The organism is Sorangium sp. So ce363 (assembly GCF_051520435.1).
Classification (GTDB): Bacteria; Myxococcota_A; Polyangia; order Polyangiales; family Polyangiaceae; genus Sorangium; species Sorangium cellulosum_B.
Genome location: NZ_CP150333.1, coordinates 9376171 through 9391730, shown reverse-complemented (window position 1 = coordinate 9391730; position 15560 = coordinate 9376171). Strand labels below are relative to the sequence as shown.

Annotated in this window: 15 protein-coding genes and 2 pseudogenes; 9 read left to right on the top strand and 8 right to left on the bottom strand. The window is 67.9% G+C overall.

From position 1 onward, the window contains the following. Positions 1-115: 115 nt before the first annotated feature. Entirely contained in the window at positions 116-1102 is a 987-nt protein-coding gene (locus WMF12_RS35365) for an NAD(P)-dependent alcohol dehydrogenase (RefSeq protein WP_437298591.1), read from the top strand. A 16-nt stretch (positions 1103-1118) separates the two neighbouring features. Here the strand turns inward: WMF12_RS35365 and WMF12_RS35360 are convergent, their stop codons facing one another. Further along, complete coding sequence (locus tag WMF12_RS35360; protein ID WP_437873924.1) at positions 1119-1436, bottom strand: ArsR/SmtB family transcription factor; 318 nt, start codon at positions 1434-1436, stop codon at positions 1119-1121. Positions 1437-2076: 640 nt separating this feature from the next. Next, positions 2077-2853, bottom strand: coding sequence for a hypothetical protein (locus tag WMF12_RS35355; protein WP_437852390.1), 777 nt, complete (start codon positions 2851-2853; stop codon positions 2077-2079). Between the two features lie 1148 nt (positions 2854-4001). On the opposite strand from WMF12_RS35355, the gene WMF12_RS35350 reads away from it, so the two are divergent. Continuing rightward, positions 4002-4346 (top strand): hypothetical protein, encoded by a 345-nt coding sequence (locus WMF12_RS35350; protein WP_437852389.1) that lies wholly within the window; start codon positions 4002-4004, stop codon positions 4344-4346. A gap of 64 nt (positions 4347-4410) precedes the next feature. On the opposite strand, the gene WMF12_RS35345 is transcribed toward WMF12_RS35350, so the two are convergent. Both WMF12_RS35345 and WMF12_RS35340 read right to left on the bottom strand, forming a co-directional pair. After that, a complete protein-coding gene (locus WMF12_RS35345) occupies positions 4411-5973 on the bottom strand; it encodes an RICIN domain-containing protein (RefSeq protein ID WP_437852388.1) in 1563 nt (520 codons plus the stop codon). A 16-nt stretch (positions 5974-5989) separates the two neighbouring features. Beyond that, a complete protein-coding gene (locus tag WMF12_RS35340) occupies positions 5990-6274 on the bottom strand; it encodes a trypsin-like serine protease (RefSeq protein WP_437873923.1) in 285 nt (94 codons plus the stop codon). Between WMF12_RS35340 and WMF12_RS35335 the strand changes: the two genes are divergently transcribed. Continuing rightward, positions 6233-6487, top strand: a complete 255-nt coding sequence (locus WMF12_RS35335; protein WP_437873977.1) for a hypothetical protein — start codon at positions 6233-6235, stop codon at positions 6485-6487. The genes WMF12_RS35340 and WMF12_RS35335 overlap by 42 nt on opposite strands. A gap of 349 nt (positions 6488-6836) precedes the next feature. Here the strand turns inward: WMF12_RS35335 and WMF12_RS35330 are convergent, their stop codons facing one another. Then, positions 6837-7364, bottom strand: coding sequence for a reverse transcriptase domain-containing protein (locus tag WMF12_RS35330; RefSeq protein ID WP_437873922.1), 528 nt, complete (start codon positions 7362-7364; stop codon positions 6837-6839). A 448-nt stretch (positions 7365-7812) separates the two neighbouring features. Here WMF12_RS35330 and WMF12_RS35325 point away from each other — a divergent pair. The 3 genes and pseudogenes from WMF12_RS35325 to WMF12_RS35315 all read left to right on the top strand — a co-directional run. Next, positions 7813-8085: pseudogene (locus tag WMF12_RS35325) on the top strand (reverse transcriptase domain-containing protein); the annotation flags it as partial. Then, entirely contained in the window at positions 8085-8639 is a 555-nt protein-coding gene (locus WMF12_RS35320) for a group II intron maturase-specific domain-containing protein (protein ID WP_437852387.1), read from the top strand. The pseudogene WMF12_RS35325 and the gene WMF12_RS35320, both read left to right, overlap by 1 nt. A 278-nt stretch (positions 8640-8917) precedes the next feature. After that, positions 8918-9907: a hypothetical protein gene (locus tag WMF12_RS35315; RefSeq protein ID WP_437852386.1), complete on the top strand. Its 990-nt coding sequence runs from the start codon at positions 8918-8920 to the stop codon at positions 9905-9907. An 817-nt stretch (positions 9908-10724) separates the two neighbouring features. Here the strand turns inward: WMF12_RS35315 and WMF12_RS35310 are convergent. Further along, positions 10725-10874 carry a hypothetical protein gene (locus tag WMF12_RS35310; RefSeq protein WP_437852385.1) on the bottom strand — a complete coding sequence of 50 codons (150 nt, stop codon included), beginning with the start codon at positions 10872-10874 and terminating at the stop codon, positions 10725-10727. Between WMF12_RS35310 and WMF12_RS35305 the strand changes: the two are divergent. Beyond that, positions 10873-12144 (top strand): annotated as a pseudogene (locus WMF12_RS35305) (formylglycine-generating enzyme family protein). The gene WMF12_RS35310 and the pseudogene WMF12_RS35305 sit on opposite strands and share 2 nt — an antisense overlap. Here WMF12_RS35305 and WMF12_RS35300 read toward each other — a convergent pair. Then, positions 12045-12290: a hypothetical protein gene (locus WMF12_RS35300; RefSeq protein ID WP_437873976.1), complete on the bottom strand. Its 246-nt coding sequence runs from the start codon at positions 12288-12290 to the stop codon at positions 12045-12047. The pseudogene WMF12_RS35305 and the gene WMF12_RS35300 overlap by 100 nt on opposite strands. 24 nt (positions 12291-12314) lie before the next feature. Between WMF12_RS35300 and WMF12_RS35295 the strand changes: the two genes are divergently transcribed. Then, positions 12315-12605, top strand: coding sequence for a hypothetical protein (locus WMF12_RS35295; protein ID WP_437852384.1), 291 nt, complete (start codon positions 12315-12317; stop codon positions 12603-12605). An 83-nt stretch (positions 12606-12688) separates the two neighbouring features. Further along, entirely contained in the window at positions 12689-13984 is a 1296-nt protein-coding gene (locus WMF12_RS35290; RefSeq protein ID WP_437852383.1) for a trypsin-like serine protease, read from the top strand. Positions 13985-14109: 125 nt separating this feature from the next. Here WMF12_RS35290 and WMF12_RS35285 read toward each other — a convergent pair whose 3' ends face one another. Continuing rightward, on the bottom strand, positions 14110-15537 hold the full coding sequence (locus WMF12_RS35285; RefSeq protein WP_437852382.1) for a carotenoid oxygenase family protein: 1428 nt from the start codon (positions 15535-15537) through the stop codon (positions 14110-14112). Positions 15538-15560 lie beyond the last annotated feature (23 nt).

Below are 15560 nucleotides of genomic sequence, written 5' to 3'. Positions count from 1 at the left end.
TCGAGGCACGGTCCTCCCGCTGGGAGCTGAAAGGCTCCTGCGTGGAGCGGCGGTGCGCGGCCTCCGGAACCACCATCGCAGCGGGCGGCGAAGGGGCTCGCCCCGGGAGAATGCGATGAAGGCGATTGTTCAGTACGAATACGGTTCGGCGGACAACCTGCGGCTTGAGGAGATCCCCATGCCCGCGCTCAGGGACGACGGTGTGCTCGTGCGGATCGAGGCCGCGTCGGTGAACGCGGCCGACTGGCACATGATGCGGGCGGATCCGTTCTTCCTTCGGTTTCTTGGCTTCGGGCTCTTCGCGCCGAAGCACCGGGTGCCCGGCGCCGACATCGCCGGTCGGGTGGAGGCGGTGGGGAAGAACGTGACCCGGTTCCGGGTGGGCGACGAGGTGTTCGGGGATCTGTCCGCTCACGGGTGGGGAGGCTTTGCGGAATACGTCTGCACGTCGGAGCAGGCGCTGGCCCCGAAGCCGTCGAACGTGAGCTTCGAGGAAGCTGCGGCCGTCCCCTTGGCGGCGTTGGCTGCGCTCCAGGCGCTCCGCGACTGCGGGCGGGCTCGGGCCGGGCAGCGGGTGCTCGTCAACGGCGCCTCCGGAGGGGTGGGGACGTTCGCTGTCCAGATCGCGAAGGCCCTGAACGCGGAGGTGACAGGGGTGTGCAGCACCAGGAACCTCGATCTGGTGCGGTCGCTGGGCGCCGATCACGTCGTCGACTACACGCGCGCGGACGTCACCCGGAGCGGGCACGAGTACGACCTGATCGTGGACGCGGCGGCTTACCGATCCGTCTCGGACTACCGGCGCGTGCTCCGCGATGGCGGCACGTACGTGCTCGTCGGAGGAACCACGGGGGCGTTTCTGCGGGTCGCGCTCCTGGGGCGATGGTCCGGGTCGAAGGCGATGAAGGCGCACGCGTCGCGTCCGAGCGCCGCCGATCTCATCGCCCTGACGAAGCTGATCGAAGCGGGCACGGTCAGGCCGGTGCTCGATCGGCGTTATCCCTTGAGCGGGGTACCGGAGGCGGTCCGCTATCTGGAGAGCCGTCGCGCGCGGGGGAAGGTGGTGGTTACGCCCGCCACCGCCGTCGTCCCGCCGTCGTGACGCGGGGCCTCCCGCGTCACGTCTCCAGATCGCGCTTCAGCCGATCGAGGAGATCGACCGCGGCGGTGGCGTAGGGGCTGATCCACCGGTCGTGGATCCGCTTGATGGGGAGCACGTTCAGGTAGTTCCAGCGATGGCGTCCCTCCCGCTTGATGATCACGAGCTCGGCCTTCTCCAGCACGCCGAGGTGCTGCATCACCGTGCAGCGATCCCAGTCGACGAAATGGGCGCAGAGCTCGCCCGTCGTCTTGGGCCCGCTCAGCGTGGTGTAGACAACGAATAGGCGTTTGCGGGACTGCGCCTGAGCAGCAGCGGCGGCAAGGTCCCGGCGCAGTCCCGCAAACGCCTATTCGTTGGGCCCGGGTTGGGCCCACCCCCACCGACGGGCTGCGATCCGTCGTCACGCCTCCCTGAAATCCCGGGCAAAGCACCGGATCGCGACGGTTCGCCCCCGCGGAATCGTCCCGCCAGAATAATCAGTCGATCACGAGTGGTCGCCGGAAACAGAAGCGACTTCGATAGATTACGCCTGTTTCGCCGCCGAGGGTGGCTCCGGTGTGGCCCAACAGGGCGCCCTCCGCCGCCGCGTCGCCCGCGGTGAAGGGCTCGCGGCATCACCGGTCCCACCGTACCGCCACCCTGCACGCGCTGGTTGACACAGAGACCCCTGTGCGAGTTCGCTCGCGTGAGGGAATCCCACAAAAAATCAAGATGTTAGCTGACCGTGTTGTGAGCGAATTCGCCACCATGAGCTATCGTGGCGCTGGGGCGCACACCGAGCGGGCTTGCCGGTAGCCGGGGTCGAGGCGTACTCGGCATCAGCCCCCTGGGTGCTGCTCGAAGATGGCCGACTCGCTCGGTTGTAGGGGATAGCGGTACAGCGTTCGTTCAGCGGCGACCTTCCGCGCTCAAGCTGACAGGCGGGCAGCAGGCCGCGCCCGTACCCCGTGCGGCTCTTCGGCGATCGCCCCGCGTCAGATCCCCGTCGCCAGCACGGTGACGGGGGTGGTCGGGAAGACGCGCTTGCGAGCGCCATCGAAGCGCACGCGGACGACGTTGCCCGGCGAGAGCTTCCGGAGAGACTCCTCGCCGGCGAGGAGGGTCTCCTGGTCGACGAAGGCCGGACTGCCGTCGTCGGGGACGACCTCGAAGACGACCACGACGAGGAAGCCATTTTGCTTCACGAACTCCCGCACCACCGAGCAACGGAGGACGCGCCCGCGGCCGAGGGAGCCGAACGATGCGACCAGGGTGGAGGCGAGGTGCCGCAGGAACCGCGCGAGCTGTAGAATCGCGAAGAGGCCCCCCGCCGCGACGAGCGCCAGGTACGCCGGCGACTCGACTGCCTGTGTTGCGGCCCAGGCGGCGATCCCGGCGCCCCCGAAGACGAAGACCGCGTAGAGGAAGAAGCCGAAGCCGTTGATCGGCAAGTGACGGACGAGCGTCCAGTAGGCCGAGAGGAACACGCTCTCCACGGCCCGCTCGGCTTCGTCTCTGGACACGGACGCTGCCCGCGCATAGTGGGCAATGGCCTCGTCGCGCTTGCCGTCGACGAGCAGCTGCTTGACGCGCTCGATGTCGTCCTTCGAGACGCTCTGCGCCCTGATTTGCGCGACGGCGGCGCCGGTGGCGGGCCGCTCGACGAAGAGACTCGTGTTGCAGAAGATGCAGATGACGTTGCGCAACCCCGGCTCGACGGAGAGCGGCGCGCCGCAGTTGGGGCAAGAGGTCATCGAGAGCAGCAGGCTCATGGGCGGGGAAGCCTACCTCAGACCTCGCCTGGGCTCGAGCGTGGCGCGAACCATCGTGACCGTCAACACGCCGGCAGGCTCACCTACGGGCGCGAGCGCGCTCGCCCCTCCGGTATCGCCGGCAGACCGAGCAACCGCCCGATCGCATCGTGAACCACCCGGGCCGCCTCCTCATCCCTGAGGGCTACGGCGCGGCTCAGGGTGCCGGCGAGCGACGCAACCACGGCGGCTCGAGGCGACGGATCGACCGTCGCGAGCTCCCCGGGCCCACGGCTCGGCGGTTGGGCCCGGGTTGGGCCCATGCCTCCCGAGTGGGTGCGATCCGTCGTCACGCTCTCGCAGAATCCCCGGAAATGCGACGGATCGCGACGGTTCGCCCCCGCGGAATCGTCCCGCCAGGAACATCGCCCGCTTCCTCTCCGCGCTCGGCGAGCCCACCGACGTCCCAGCGCGCTCATCCAACCGGGGACCGCCGTACTGGAAGAGCACCGTCCTGCGCCAAAAGGCGCTCGGGGACGCCGCGTAGCCTACCGCGACAACACCAAGGGTCAGACCAACGCGCGGAGGGCGACGTGTGCCCGCGGCACGACGAGGCGCCGCTGAAGGCCCGTCCGGACGGCCTCCACTGCCCGCACGACCTCGCTACCTGACGCCGGCGACGCTGCCCGAGACGTTCGACGCGCAGACTTCCTCGCGGAGCGATCGGGCTTCTTTCACCTACACGCGGAGCCCGGCTTGTGATGAAGGTGGGGACTCCGACAAGGCGGAGCTCCAGAAGGCTCGAGGGTGGCAGCCCTCGGGCCTTCGACTTTTCGGCGGGCGCAACGTCTACGCCGCGGAGGCGAGCGCGGCCCAGATCGGCGTGGGCGCCGACGGTGAACGGTGAACGCGGGCAATCACGTGGCCGCGGTCTTCACCGATCGGACGCGGGACTCGATGATCACCGACACGCCTACCACTACTGCGGGAAGTCGCCCCGGATCAGCAGAAAAACCGCCAAGGCGCCAAGGCCGCCAAGAAGAGAGGGGGAGGGCTGTCCCTGCATTTTCCCCTCCTATTTCCCTGGTCTCTTGGCGCCCTTGGCGTCTTGGCGGTCCGCCCCCTGCGCCGACTTCCCGCAGTAGAGCTACGACGAGCTGAAGACGGACATGCTCGACCGACGCGAGAGCATCCGCAGCAAGACGCCGGCGATGGTGCGTCAGGAGATTTGGGGTCTTCTGCTGGCGTACAATCTGGTCCAGCTGGAGATCGAGCGCGTCGCCGCAAAGGCGCGCGTGCCGCCGACGCGCATCAGTTTCCTCGTGGCGCTGCGCCTCATCCGCGACAAGCGGCTTTGGTCGGTCGACTCCCGTCCCGGAGCCATCCCCGGTCACCTGCGCGCCCTGGGCCGGGATCTGAGGCGCTTCATCCTACCCCCACGCCGCACTGAGCGATCGTACCCTCGCGCCGTGAAGGTCAAGATGAGCAACTACTCGCGAAAGCGGCCGATCTGAAGTTGCGGGAGCTTAACTGACCGGCATTGGATCTAGGCCGATGCTCCGCGTCCCACCAAGGGGATCAATTAGGCCAATTGTAATCGTCCACGTACAACAATTGGTAGATGGGATCGCCCGTGGTGACGCATGGCTTGAGGACCACATTGGTCGGGGTAGCGCTCCCGTTGACGTCGAGGCATTGACCATTGGTCGCGTTCTGCAGTTTGAACGTGCTCGAGCCGGTGGCGGCGCCGACGAGGGTCCACATGAATTCGTTGCCGGTCCCGCAGGCCTTGACCCGCACGTTGGAAGTCGTACCGTCGCGGTAGGCGCATTCCGTGCCCCCATCGGGGTTCCCGTTCCGCAGCCGGAAGATGCCCGTGCCGAAGGCTTCGAGGTGCCAGCGGGTCGCCGGCTGATCGGCGGGGGAATAGGCGGCTTGCAACTGGGGGTCCGTTCCGGCGGGGCGGCTCAGGATGGCGGGATTCCCGCCGCGCGAAAAGAACACCGCATTGGATGTATACCGGCCGTGGATATGGCCGAACACCAAGGTGGAGCCGAAGGTTTGCCCCGATCCCCCCGTGCCGTCATCCCTGCTGCGCACGGTGAACCCTTTCGCGGTTCCGTTGAAGGGGATGAGATCGGCGAGGAAGCGCGCGCCCGAGCTCGTGGTGGGGGCATAGCCGCCCACGCTCGAGCCCACCCAGGAGGGGCTGATGGTGTAGGTCGCGGTGCCGTAGCCGGTGGTCGCCGCCGCGGTGATTTCCTTGATCATGGGATAGGTGAAGCAGCTGTCCCACTGGGGAGGGCAGGCTTTCACCCCGATCGCGTACGACTTGAGCGGATTGTCATGGGCCGGAGAGCTTCGGGCCCGGGCGCTGGCGCGCCAGGCCCTTCCGTTCGGGCCGTCCACCGGCCGCGATTCCACCAGGTACGCATCGGTGGCGGCGGTGATGCTGTCGGCCGGGTTGGTGCTGAGGACGTGCGCGCCTCCGCCGATCAGGAAGTAATCGTCAAGAAGCCAGGACTCCGGGGTCTCGACGGTGTAATTGGACGGGGGATTGACGGCGCTTGTCACGTAGTCCACGCCTTGGGTGACCGTGGGCGTGAAGGCGGCACCGGCGGCATCGACGAGCTGCATTTGGATGACATAGGCCTGCAATTGATGGGTCGCGCCGGAGGCCCTCACCACCCAGGTCGATTTGTCATCGATCCCAAGGCGCGGGGGCGAATGGCCCGCCGGGCCCGTGCAGCCGAAGGAGTTGGCTGCCGTGAAGAAGTTCGGGCTGGGAAAGGATGCCTGCAGCATGGCGCCGGGGTTGTTCTCCCCCAGGATCTGCGCGCCGCCCCCGATGCGGACCCAGCCATCGTCGGCGGTGCAATAGGCGCAATTGGTCGTCGCAGCCGCGGTGGGATCGCAGGTCTTCACCCGGATGCGGATTCTTCCGCTGCCGTCGGTGAAGTCCGTGTTCGTAATGGCGGCCGCGGTAACGAGGGTGTCCTCGGGTCCGGCGGGGGAGCCGTTTTCATCGGTGACTTGGCATCCGGTCAGCAGCCCGCCGGCCAGCAACGAGCCGGAAAGGGCGGAAAGGGCGATGCGGATCCCGCGGCGCCCGGCTAAGGTCATAGAATGCAGCATGATCATAACTCCTTGGAAGATTTTACCTTATGTTAATGCGGTGTTGGTGGCGTCCGCGGGATCGGAAGCCTCGCATGGTGCGGAGGCGCGGCCAACGGCGGCCGCTCACGCCTCGGTGCGCGGGATGGCGTTTGCCATTCGAGGGGGAGCCTGTCATGCAGCTCCAGGTGTTCCCGGCGTGCGCGTAGGATACCTCAGCGCTCACGTTCCCCGACAGCGCCGATCCGAGCTCGTCGTCAAAGCAGTGAGCCGCGGTCAGGATGATGTGTCGACCTATGAGCGTTCCCGTGCAGCCGTTAATCTCCACGACGCCGACTCCGCCGCCTTCCGTGCCGAAGCGGATTTCTTGCGCGTCAGTCCCGAGCGCTTCGTCGGAAAAGCCGTCGCTCGGATCCGCGGCGCTACACGCCACGGTGGCCAGAGCGAGCAGCGCGCTGACCGCGCCCGTGCGATTCCATACAATCCCAAGGTCTCCCATTTCGCGGAAGCCATTCGAAGCCTTGATATTATTCATTGGTGATATCGCTTCGGTCAATGTGTTTGGGTTCCGCTCCGGTGCTCGTGGCACGCAGATCGACACACGGGTTCTGTTGCCGATGCCCGTGAGCCAAACGATCGGCGCGGCTCGGGCTCGTGGCAGCCGTGTCGCCTGCGCGCTGGCTGCCAGGTCTGCCGGGGAGCTCGTCGTCCGGAGGCCCGATGCCCGATGCCTCGCGGCTGTCGTGAACGACGGTCCTCCTCGGCCGCTGCTCGGAGGTCCGTGCACGCCTCGTGCCAGGTTCAGCAATGGCCTGGGTCGTCCGGCCATCACGCTCCGTGCGGAAAAGGCACGGCCGAGCTGGAAATGCGGACCGATGCGCCGCTACCTGTCACGGGTTGCACCGTGACAAGTCACGGGTTGCACCGTGACAAGTCACGGGCCGCAGCGTGAGGAGCTGAGGCGGCGCGGCCTGCTCGTGGGCTCGGCGTTCTGGTTCTCCATGCCCGCGGAGGCCTGAGCCTCGTCGTGCGTTTCTATGGCAAGGGCGGCCCCCCGTTGACTGCCTGCGGCCGCCCCTTTCTCTCCGCGCGCTGCCAGTACCCCGATGGCCATCAGGAGCTCCGTCGGCTGGATCGGTTTCGCGAGGTGCGTCTGGAACCCGGCGAGCAGCGCTCTCGTGCGCCTGCTTTTTCGGTCGTCTCCAACTCTGCTCGAAGTGGTAGCCGAGGAAATCAAAACCTCCACGGCGGCGAACATGCGTCACCCGGGTCTTGTCGGGGTGAAGCGTGAGGCCGCGTCCGACCAGCTCCTCGCGCAACCGGGCGAGTGCCGCGTGGGCCTCTTGCTCGGTTTTGCACTGGATGACCAGGTCGTCGGCGTAGCGAGTAACCTCGTAGCCCTCGCGCACCAGCACCATGAGCATGAGCATAAGGATGGAGGGACTTTCGGCCCGCCAGCGCCAAATTGATTGAGGGACGCTCCGCGTCATTCTTCTGTACGTCCGCACGGTCGCCCGATGGTTGACGCACCCGGTCGATCGTCCCGACCTCGCTAGCAAGAGCACGAGTTCGCGGGACGCTACGAATTCGCTGGAACGTGAATGTCAAGGAGCTTGTTTTTTGAGGGCTCGGACGTCGGCCCTGCCGCGCTTCGCGGCGGGGCCGACGTCGAGCATCGCGCCGGGCGAGACGGGTTTGGCGCGATTCGACGCACTTCCGGCGCGAGATCTGAACATCTGCTTATGATGTGCGACGCAGTGCGTTCCTCAAAATTCGTGCCCCGAGCCCCCTCAAACTTCGAGGCTACGCTCAACCACATCGACCGGGTGAAGGTACACATTCGCGAGCACCGGCCCGAGCTCTCCCGTCCTGGCCAATCTGGCCCTGGACGGCCTGGAGCGCGTGGCTCACGACGCGGTCCCTGACCGGTCGCTGGTCAACGTGGTGCGCTACGCGGACGACTTTCTCGTCACGGCTCGTACGCCCGAGCTACTGAACGAGAAGGTCATCCCGGCCATTACGATCTTCCTCGCGGAGCGTGGCATGGAACTCTCGCAGGAGAAGTCCAAGGTCACCGATGTCGAGACCGGCTTTGATTTCTCGGTGCCACCATTCGCAAGTATGATGGCAAGCTGCTGATGAAGCCCTCTCGCAAGAGCATCAAGGCGTTTCTCGGCGGCATCCGGAATACCATCAACGCGCACGCTGGAGGCCCGCTGCGGGAGCTCGTTCGCCTGCTCAACCCTCGGATTCGAGGCTGGGCGAACTACTTCCGTCATCTTGTCTCCAGCCGGGTCTTCACGAAAGTCGATGGTGCCATCTTCGATGCGACGGTCCGCTGGATGCGGAGGCGACACCCCGGCAAGGGCCTCTCGTGGCTTCAGAAGCGGTATTTCCGAAGCTCTGGAGGCCGGCGCTGGGTCATCACCGCCCCGACCTGGAGTGCGGACGGCTCGACGAGCTACTCCGATCTCTTCCAGGCCAGCGGCCTGCCCATCCGCCGGCACGTCAAGGTGCGGGCGGCGGCTACCGCGTTCGACCCGGCCTTCCGGGACTACTTCCGGCAGCTCAGGAAGTCCCGGAGCCGGGCCACCGCCACGGAGCGCGCAGGCTCCTACCGACCATCCTCTCGTCCTCGGCGGCCTCGGCCGCCTCAGCCGGGTCGCGTGACAGCGGCTTTAGGAAAGGCTTGAGCCGTATGAGGCGAAAGTCTCACGTACGGTTCTTAGGGGAGCTAGGGGCCCGAAAGGGCCCCTGGCTTACCCGGCGGCCGGCGGACATCGACCCCATGCTGGTTGAAGGTAACGCTTCCGGGCGGCGATCTGCACTTGCCAGCAGCAGGAGCTGGGCGTCGGAGCGGACGCTGGCGCCGGCCGTGGATGCCCATCGCGAGCATGCGTCCACACGCGATTTTTCGCGTTGCCCGTCTGTGAAATAAAACTTTTTGCCCCGCAACGCGTCGGAGTGGACTGTGCTCTACCCCTATGACGACGACGCCTGTAACGCCCGACGTGACGACCCCTACAGCAACCTCGCCGAGCTCACTCGCAACGCCAAGGAGTTTCGACGGCAGATCCGCGATCGCGACCCGACTAGGCGCGTCCGCCATGGGATCGCAGGCATCATGCTCCTCCCGCTCGTGACAGTGATCGGCTGCACCGATTCACCCGTTCACGACTTCTCCGTCAACGACTTCCATGACGCCATCCTTGGCGCGCTCTGTGCGGACCTCACCGCATGCTGCGGCGTGACGGTTCCTGCAGACGCGTGCGTGGATCGGCTCCGATCCTCGATGGGCGCGCACCCCGAGCTCCAGGCGGAAGCTGTCGCGGCAGGGCGGCTCGAGTTCCGCGAGGGTCCGGCGCACTCTTGCATCGATCATATGCAAGCGCTGTCGTGCCCCGACTTCGAGGCAATGGGAGCCTCCCGGGCGTGGCCCGCATGCGACGGCGCGTTCGTCGCGAAGGTCGCGACGGGGGGCGACTGCGCGGTGTCCGCGGAATGCGCAGACGCGGACACCTACTGCGAGGTCGCGATCTTTGCGCACCTCGGTACGTGCGTGGTGAAGCCGGGGTCCGGCGATCCATGCACGCGCGAATGTGGCGATGGCCTTGTGTGCGAGCTTGACTCGAGCAAACGTGGCTTTTGCGTCGCGGCGAAGCCCAACGGCCAGGCATGTGCGAGCAACCGCGCGTGCCTGAGCGGCTACTGCAACGACTCAGGTGGTGAGACCATCTGCAGCGACCCCGAGGCCAACGGGCAGCCATGCGCCAATGACAGTCAGTGCAAAGAGGGCAACTGCGACACCTCAAGCGACCCACCCGTCTGTGCGCCGAAGAGGCCGAACGGCGCGACATGCACCACGGGCGACCAATGCGCGAATGGCGCGTGCGTGGACCATCAAGGTTCGGGCGTGTACACGTGCGCTTCGGCGGCGTCCGGATGCTCCATCTCCCTCTGATCGGCATGACAGTTTCGCGGGGCGGACATGCCGCGAGATTTCTCGCCTGCGTCGACCTAAACTTCACGAGTGGGTCGCAAGCTCCTCGGGATGAAGAGCGCCGCGCGTAGGTAAAAGAAGCGGGCCCTTTTTTGCTCGCGCTGGTTGATGGCCATCCGGTGCCCGGAGCCCCCGCCGGAGGCTCCGTTCGCCCATCGCCCGCACGGGACGGTCGCCGGAGCGCGGAGGGCGGGTCAAGGGCGGCGTAGTCGCCGCGCCCCGGCGCGGGCACCCTTGACGCGCCTGAGCACTCCGGCAGCCACGGCCGCGGGATGGGCCGACCATCACGGCCGTGACCGGGGGCGCTCACCCCCGCGATGGCCATCGAACAGCCTGCGCGATCGAGCATCAACCATCGTGAGCGTCAACAAGGTGATGGTCATGCCTCGGGACCATGGATGAGCAGCGTGCCAGGCACGTGCTTGAATCTGCGCTCTCCGGCGCCGAGGCGCACGGTGCGCGTGCCGCCTCCGTGCCAGCATGCAGGAGCCTGTTCGCCACTCGTTTTCCCACCGCTCCCCGTGGCGTCCGCAGTTCCGCCATGGCGTCGCCATGCAGCATCGCGGCGAGAGGGTCGTCGCCTGCGCACGCCGCCGCGCTTGCCTCCCGGCACAGGCCTGCTGCCTGCCGGCATCACTTTCCGGATGCCTCCGGGGCGCTTCGGCACGCAACCGCAGCGCACGGGCGATCCCAGTAGAGCCTGCGGGCACTGGCGAGCGGCAAGGCTCCGGCAGCGAGTCGACGCGAGCGGCGGGCTCGACGTTCGGCCCAAGCTTGCTCACCCCTCCGGTGCCACCGGCAGCCCGAGCAGCCGACCGATCGTCTCCTGAACGACCCGGGCCGCCACCTCGTCCCCGAGGGCGACGGCGCGGCTCAGGGTGCTGGCCAGCGAGGCGACCACGGCCGCCCGAGGCGACGGATCGGTCATGGCGAGCGCCCCAGGCCCTGGGCTTGACAATTGGGCCCGGGTTGGGCCCACGCCTTCCGAGGGGCTGCGATCCGTCGTCACGCCCTCCCCAAGCGGCGGAGTCGGCGGGAGCGGCGGAGTCGGCGGGAGCGGCGGAGTCGGCGGGAGCGGCGGAGACGGCGGGAGCGGCGGAGACGGCGGGAGCGGCGGAGACGGCGGGGGCGTGGAGGTGGAGTGTACGCCCGAGGGGAAGGAGTGCGTGGACCAGACGTGCGTGGAGGGGAAGTGCCGTGGGGAGTGCGGGCCGGAGCAGGTGCGGTGTACGGCGACGGGCAACCGGCCGCAGCGTTGCGATGAGCGCGGGGAATGGGAAGATGCGGCGCCGTGTGGAGCGGCAGCGCCAGCGTGCGACCGAGGGAAGTGCGTGCCGCGGAGCTGTGTCGGGCTGACGGAGACGTGCGGTCCTGGGCGCAACGAGAGCTGCTGCGCGACGGGTGCGGCGATACCTGGGGGAACGTTCAACCGGAGCAACGACTCGGCGTATCCAGCGACGGTGAGCGGCTTCTTGCTGGATAGGTACGAGGTGACCGTGGGAAGGTTCCGGAAGTTCGTGGAGGCCTATCCCGGCAGCAAGCCCAGGGCACGAGCAGGAGAGCACCCGAAGATCCCGGGGAGCGGGTGGGACGCGTCGTGGGACAGCAGCCTGCCCGCCAGTGCAGCGGCATTGAAGGCCGCGGTGAAGTGCGAGTCGACCTACCAGACATGGACGGATGGCTCCGGCGCGAACGAGCACCTTCCGATGAACTGCCTGGACTGGTACGTCGCGTTCGCGTTCTGCGCGTGGGACGGAGGCCGGCTGCCGACGGAGGCGGAGTGGAATTACGCGGCGGCGGGAGGCGGCGGAGCGGACGGGCAGCGGGTGTATCCGTGGTCCAAGCCGCCGAGCTCGACGACGATCGACAGCACGTACGCGGTGTATGGCTGCGGGCCCGACGGTTCGTGCGCGTTCAGCGATGTTCAGGCGGTTGGGTCGAAGTCGCCGAAGGGGGATGGAAAGTAGGGTCAGGCGGACCTGGGCGGGAGCCTGTGGGAGTGGGTCTTGGATTGGTACAAGAACCCGTACGACTCATCGTGCGATGATTGTGCAAATTTAGCCCCCTCCTCGGACCGGGTGATCCGGGGCGGGGGCTTCTACGTCGGTGCGTCGGAGCTGGTCTCCTCCTTCCGCGTCGACTTCGACCCGGTGGTCCGCAGCCGCGGCGTCGTGGCCCGGTGCGCGAGGACACCGTAGATTCGCGAGCCGCGCGCCCCGGCGCTGCCGCTCGACGTCGCCCGCAGCTTCACCTCGCCGCAGACGCTGCTGCAATCGACGGAGGACCACGTCGCGCCCGGGATCGAGGCCACGGCCCTGCCGGACGGGACCGTGCGTGTTCCCACGCCGCGGAGCTGACGTCCGGGGGGATGAAGATGTCGCTGGAGACTGCCGGCGCGGGCGAGGTGCGGCGGGATGCCGACTCCTCGTTCCACGCCTCGAACGCGGCCGTTCCAGATCGCCGCCTGGCGCCGCTCGGGGTAGCGCAGCATACTCTGGACGCGATTCTTGAGCCGTCGCGGGCGGATTTCGTACGCCCGCCTCCGGGCCTGCCGCTCCGGCTGTCCTTTCACCGGTTTCAGCCCGGTGCCCCCATGGGTCTGCTCGGAGACGCCGTCGCCGAGCCTGGCGCGCCGCAATCACAGGCCCCGTCGCGTTGATTGCTGACGAACGCCGGCTCCTGGCGGAGGCGGACTCCGTCGGCGCGAACGATCGTCTGAACAGAATCATGAGTGGAGGCAGAATGAAGAAGAGAGAACTTGGTCATCAGCTTGGTCTCGCGGTGTGCGCGGGCGCCGCGCTCGGCCTCTCCACGGGCTGCTCGATTGATGGCGCGCCGGACGAGCCGCTCGAGGCGCTCGGGTCGCATTCGTCCGCGATCGTCGGCGGCGAGCTCGCCGAGGCGAGCCCCTGGGCCGTCCAGGTCTTCGACGTGCGCGGGAGCACCGGCGACTTCTTCCAGTGCACCGGCACCCTCGTCGCGGCGCGCTGGGTGCTCACCGCGCAGCACTGCGTCGCGGACGAGGGCGAGACGTCGGCCGTGCGCGTCGGCAGCAACACGTACCGCGAGGGCCGGCGCATCGCGGTCGACGCCGTCGAGGTGCCCTCGGCCGTCGCCGACATCGTGCTGCTCCACCTGACCGAGGACGCCGATGGACCGTTCGTCCAGCTGGCCCAGGCGACGTCGGTCGCGATCGGCAGGGACGCGACGGCCTACGGCTGGGGGAGCGAGGGCACGCCGCTGGTGATGGCGCCGTCGCTCAAGAAGGCGACCCTCCACATCGACAGCTGGTACTCCGCCGAGGAGCTCCTGGCGACGGGCGTGACGGGCTCGGGCTGGAACGGCGACTCCGGCGGCCCGTGGTTCGTCGATGGGCGTCAGGTCGCCGTGTTCTCGGGCGTGAACGGGCAGGACGGCACGAACCTGCACGCGAGGCAGCTCGGCGTCGACGTCGCGCGCCACCGCGCGTGGATCGACGCCACGATCGCCGGCGGCCCCACCGTCCACCCCAGCGGCCAGGTGGTGCTCCACGATCTCTCGAACTTCTCCGGCATCTCGCAGGGCTTCGGGATCGGCCGCCACGACCTCCCGAACACGACGATCATCGGAGACAACCGCGCGAGCGCCATCAGGGTCCCCGCCGGGCTCCGGGTCACGGCCTTCATGCACGGCAGCTTCGGGGGCGAGGCGCGCGTCTTCACCTCGGACACCGATCTCGTGGCCGCGGGCTTCAGCGACACGATCTCGAGCATCGTCGTCTCGAACGCCTCGGACCCTCAGCTGGACGTGGTCACCTTGTACGAGCACGCCAACTTCTCGGGCGGCTCGGTCGTGTACGGCATCGGCTCCTCCCTCTTTTACAGCACCCCATGGGACCAGAGGGTCAGCTCCGTCCGCGTCCCCCCCGGCTTCAAGCTGACGCTCTACAACGGGCTCTGGCGCTACTCGGCCGAGTCGCGCGTCTTCACGACAGACGCGAACCTCGCCCCCCACAACTTCGACGACAAGACCCGGAGCTTCCTCATCGAGCGCTTGTAGGAGCGAGCGCGCGGAGCGGCCAGCGCTCCCCGCGCCGCGAGGCGAGCGCCGAATCCTCCCCACGCAGGCCGCGCGAGGCATGCGGCGCGCGGGGAGGCGCTGCGCGAATGGCATCCCGAACCTAGTTACACGCTGGGCCGCCAGGTGCCGTGGAACCCGAATGGCACGCGGTGCGGCAAGCGGGCGACCGCGACGGGCCCAGCGGGAAGGCCCATGGCATCGAACACCAGCAAATCGCTGCGCTTCTCCTGTTCTCGCCAGGCCACGGCGAGCAGCCAGCCGTCGCCCTCGGCCGCGTCCTCCGCGCGCGGCACGAACACCGGCTCGGACACCACGTCGCCGTGCGGCAGCGTGTGAATGCTGCGTTCGCCGGTGTCGAAGTCGAATCGGGCAAGGCTGTTGTAGAGCACGCTCTCCGAGTCGCCTCGTGCGCGCGAGGTCGCATGGCAGGTGGTGAAGCCGTAGCGGTTGCGCCGCCCGGTGTAGCGCTCGTCGATCCGTGGAAACTCCGCCGCGAGATCGTCGAGGTAGTCACGCCGGAACCCGGTGCCTGCATCCGCCAGGTGGAAGGTCCAGCGGCACAGGCGCGCGGCCATCGCCTCGGGGTCGCCGGGGCGGCCCTCGGCATCGGGCAGGCCGGGCGCAGTCTCGGATTGCATGACGTAGGCCACGATGGTGTCGCCGTCGTCCCAGGCATTCATCACATGGAACATGTGGCACGCGTCGGTCTGGAACCAGCGAAGCGTGTCGGCCGCGCTCCCGCGCTGCATCACGCCGACGTGGGTCCGCAAGCCTGCATCCCAGGCCAGCAGCGGCTTGCCGCGCATGGCGCGTTCCACGCTGAGCGTCAGCGGCGTGACGGGAAAGAGCACATGCCCGCGCGTCACCATGAAGTCGTGCACCATGCTGGCATACGGCGCTGTGAACGACTGAAGCTGCGTGACCTCGCAGCGCGTGTCCATCACGCCATAGAGCATGCTCGGCGAGCAGGGACCGTCGGGCGAGTACGCGAAGAAGTGCAGCTCGCCGCTCTCGGGGTCGATCTTGGGGTGCGCGGTGCAGCGCGAGGTCACGCGGCCGCCGAAGCTCTGGTGCCCCATGGAAGCCAGCGTGCAGGGGTCGAGTTCGAATGGCTGATGCGACTCTTCGAGCGCGAACAGCCGATCGCCGTGCCAAAGCATGCTGGTGTTGGCCGTGCCGCCGTTGCGGCCCTGCGCCAGCGGGTCGCTCGTGGCGGGGTTTCCGAAGGTGCCGAAGAGCGCGCGCCCGGCTTCGTGCTCGAGCTGCCACTTCGGCGTGCGCGCCCAGCGGTTGCGGTACGACACCTTGCCGGCGCCGATGTGGAACGCATGCACCATGCCGTCGCCGGAGAACCAGTGATAGTCGTCGTCGCGCGGCGTGTGCTGCGGGTTCGGGCCGACACGGTACAGGCTTCCTTCCAGCTCGGGCGGCAGGGTACCCTCGATCTCGAGCGCCGCGATGTCGTGCTCCTCGCGGAGCGGCGCGTAGTTGCCGGTGAAGAAATGAGGATTCGTCTGCGTTCTTGCGTTCACGTGAGGCCTTCGGGATTCAATTC

Excerpts from the sequence above, each read along its gene's own strand:
- WMF12_RS35330 (WP_437873922.1), bottom strand. The coding sequence starts at position 7,364 with ATGGTGCTGGTGCGCGAGGGCTACGAGGTTACTCGCTACGCCGACGAC.
- WMF12_RS35320 (WP_437852387.1), top strand. The coding sequence starts at position 8,085 with ATGAAGCCCTCTCGCAAGAGCATCAAGGCGTTTCTCGGCGGCATCCGG.
- WMF12_RS35295 (WP_437852384.1), top strand. The coding sequence starts at position 12,315 with ATGAAGATGTCGCTGGAGACTGCCGGCGCGGGCGAGGTGCGGCGGGAT.
- WMF12_RS35350 (WP_437852389.1), top strand. The coding sequence starts at position 4,002 with ATGCTCGACCGACGCGAGAGCATCCGCAGCAAGACGCCGGCGATGGTG.
- WMF12_RS35310 (WP_437852385.1), bottom strand. The coding sequence starts at position 10,874 with ATGACCGATCCGTCGCCTCGGGCGGCCGTGGTCGCCTCGCTGGCCAGC.
- WMF12_RS35365 (WP_437298591.1), top strand. The coding sequence starts at position 116 with ATGAAGGCGATTGTTCAGTACGAATACGGTTCGGCGGACAACCTGCGG.
- WMF12_RS35290 (WP_437852383.1), top strand. The coding sequence starts at position 12,689 with ATGAAGAAGAGAGAACTTGGTCATCAGCTTGGTCTCGCGGTGTGCGCG.
- WMF12_RS35355 (WP_437852390.1), bottom strand. The coding sequence starts at position 2,853 with ATGAGCCTGCTGCTCTCGATGACCTCTTGCCCCAACTGCGGCGCGCCG.
- WMF12_RS35345 (WP_437852388.1), bottom strand. The coding sequence starts at position 5,973 with ATGATCATGCTGCATTCTATGACCTTAGCCGGGCGCCGCGGGATCCGC.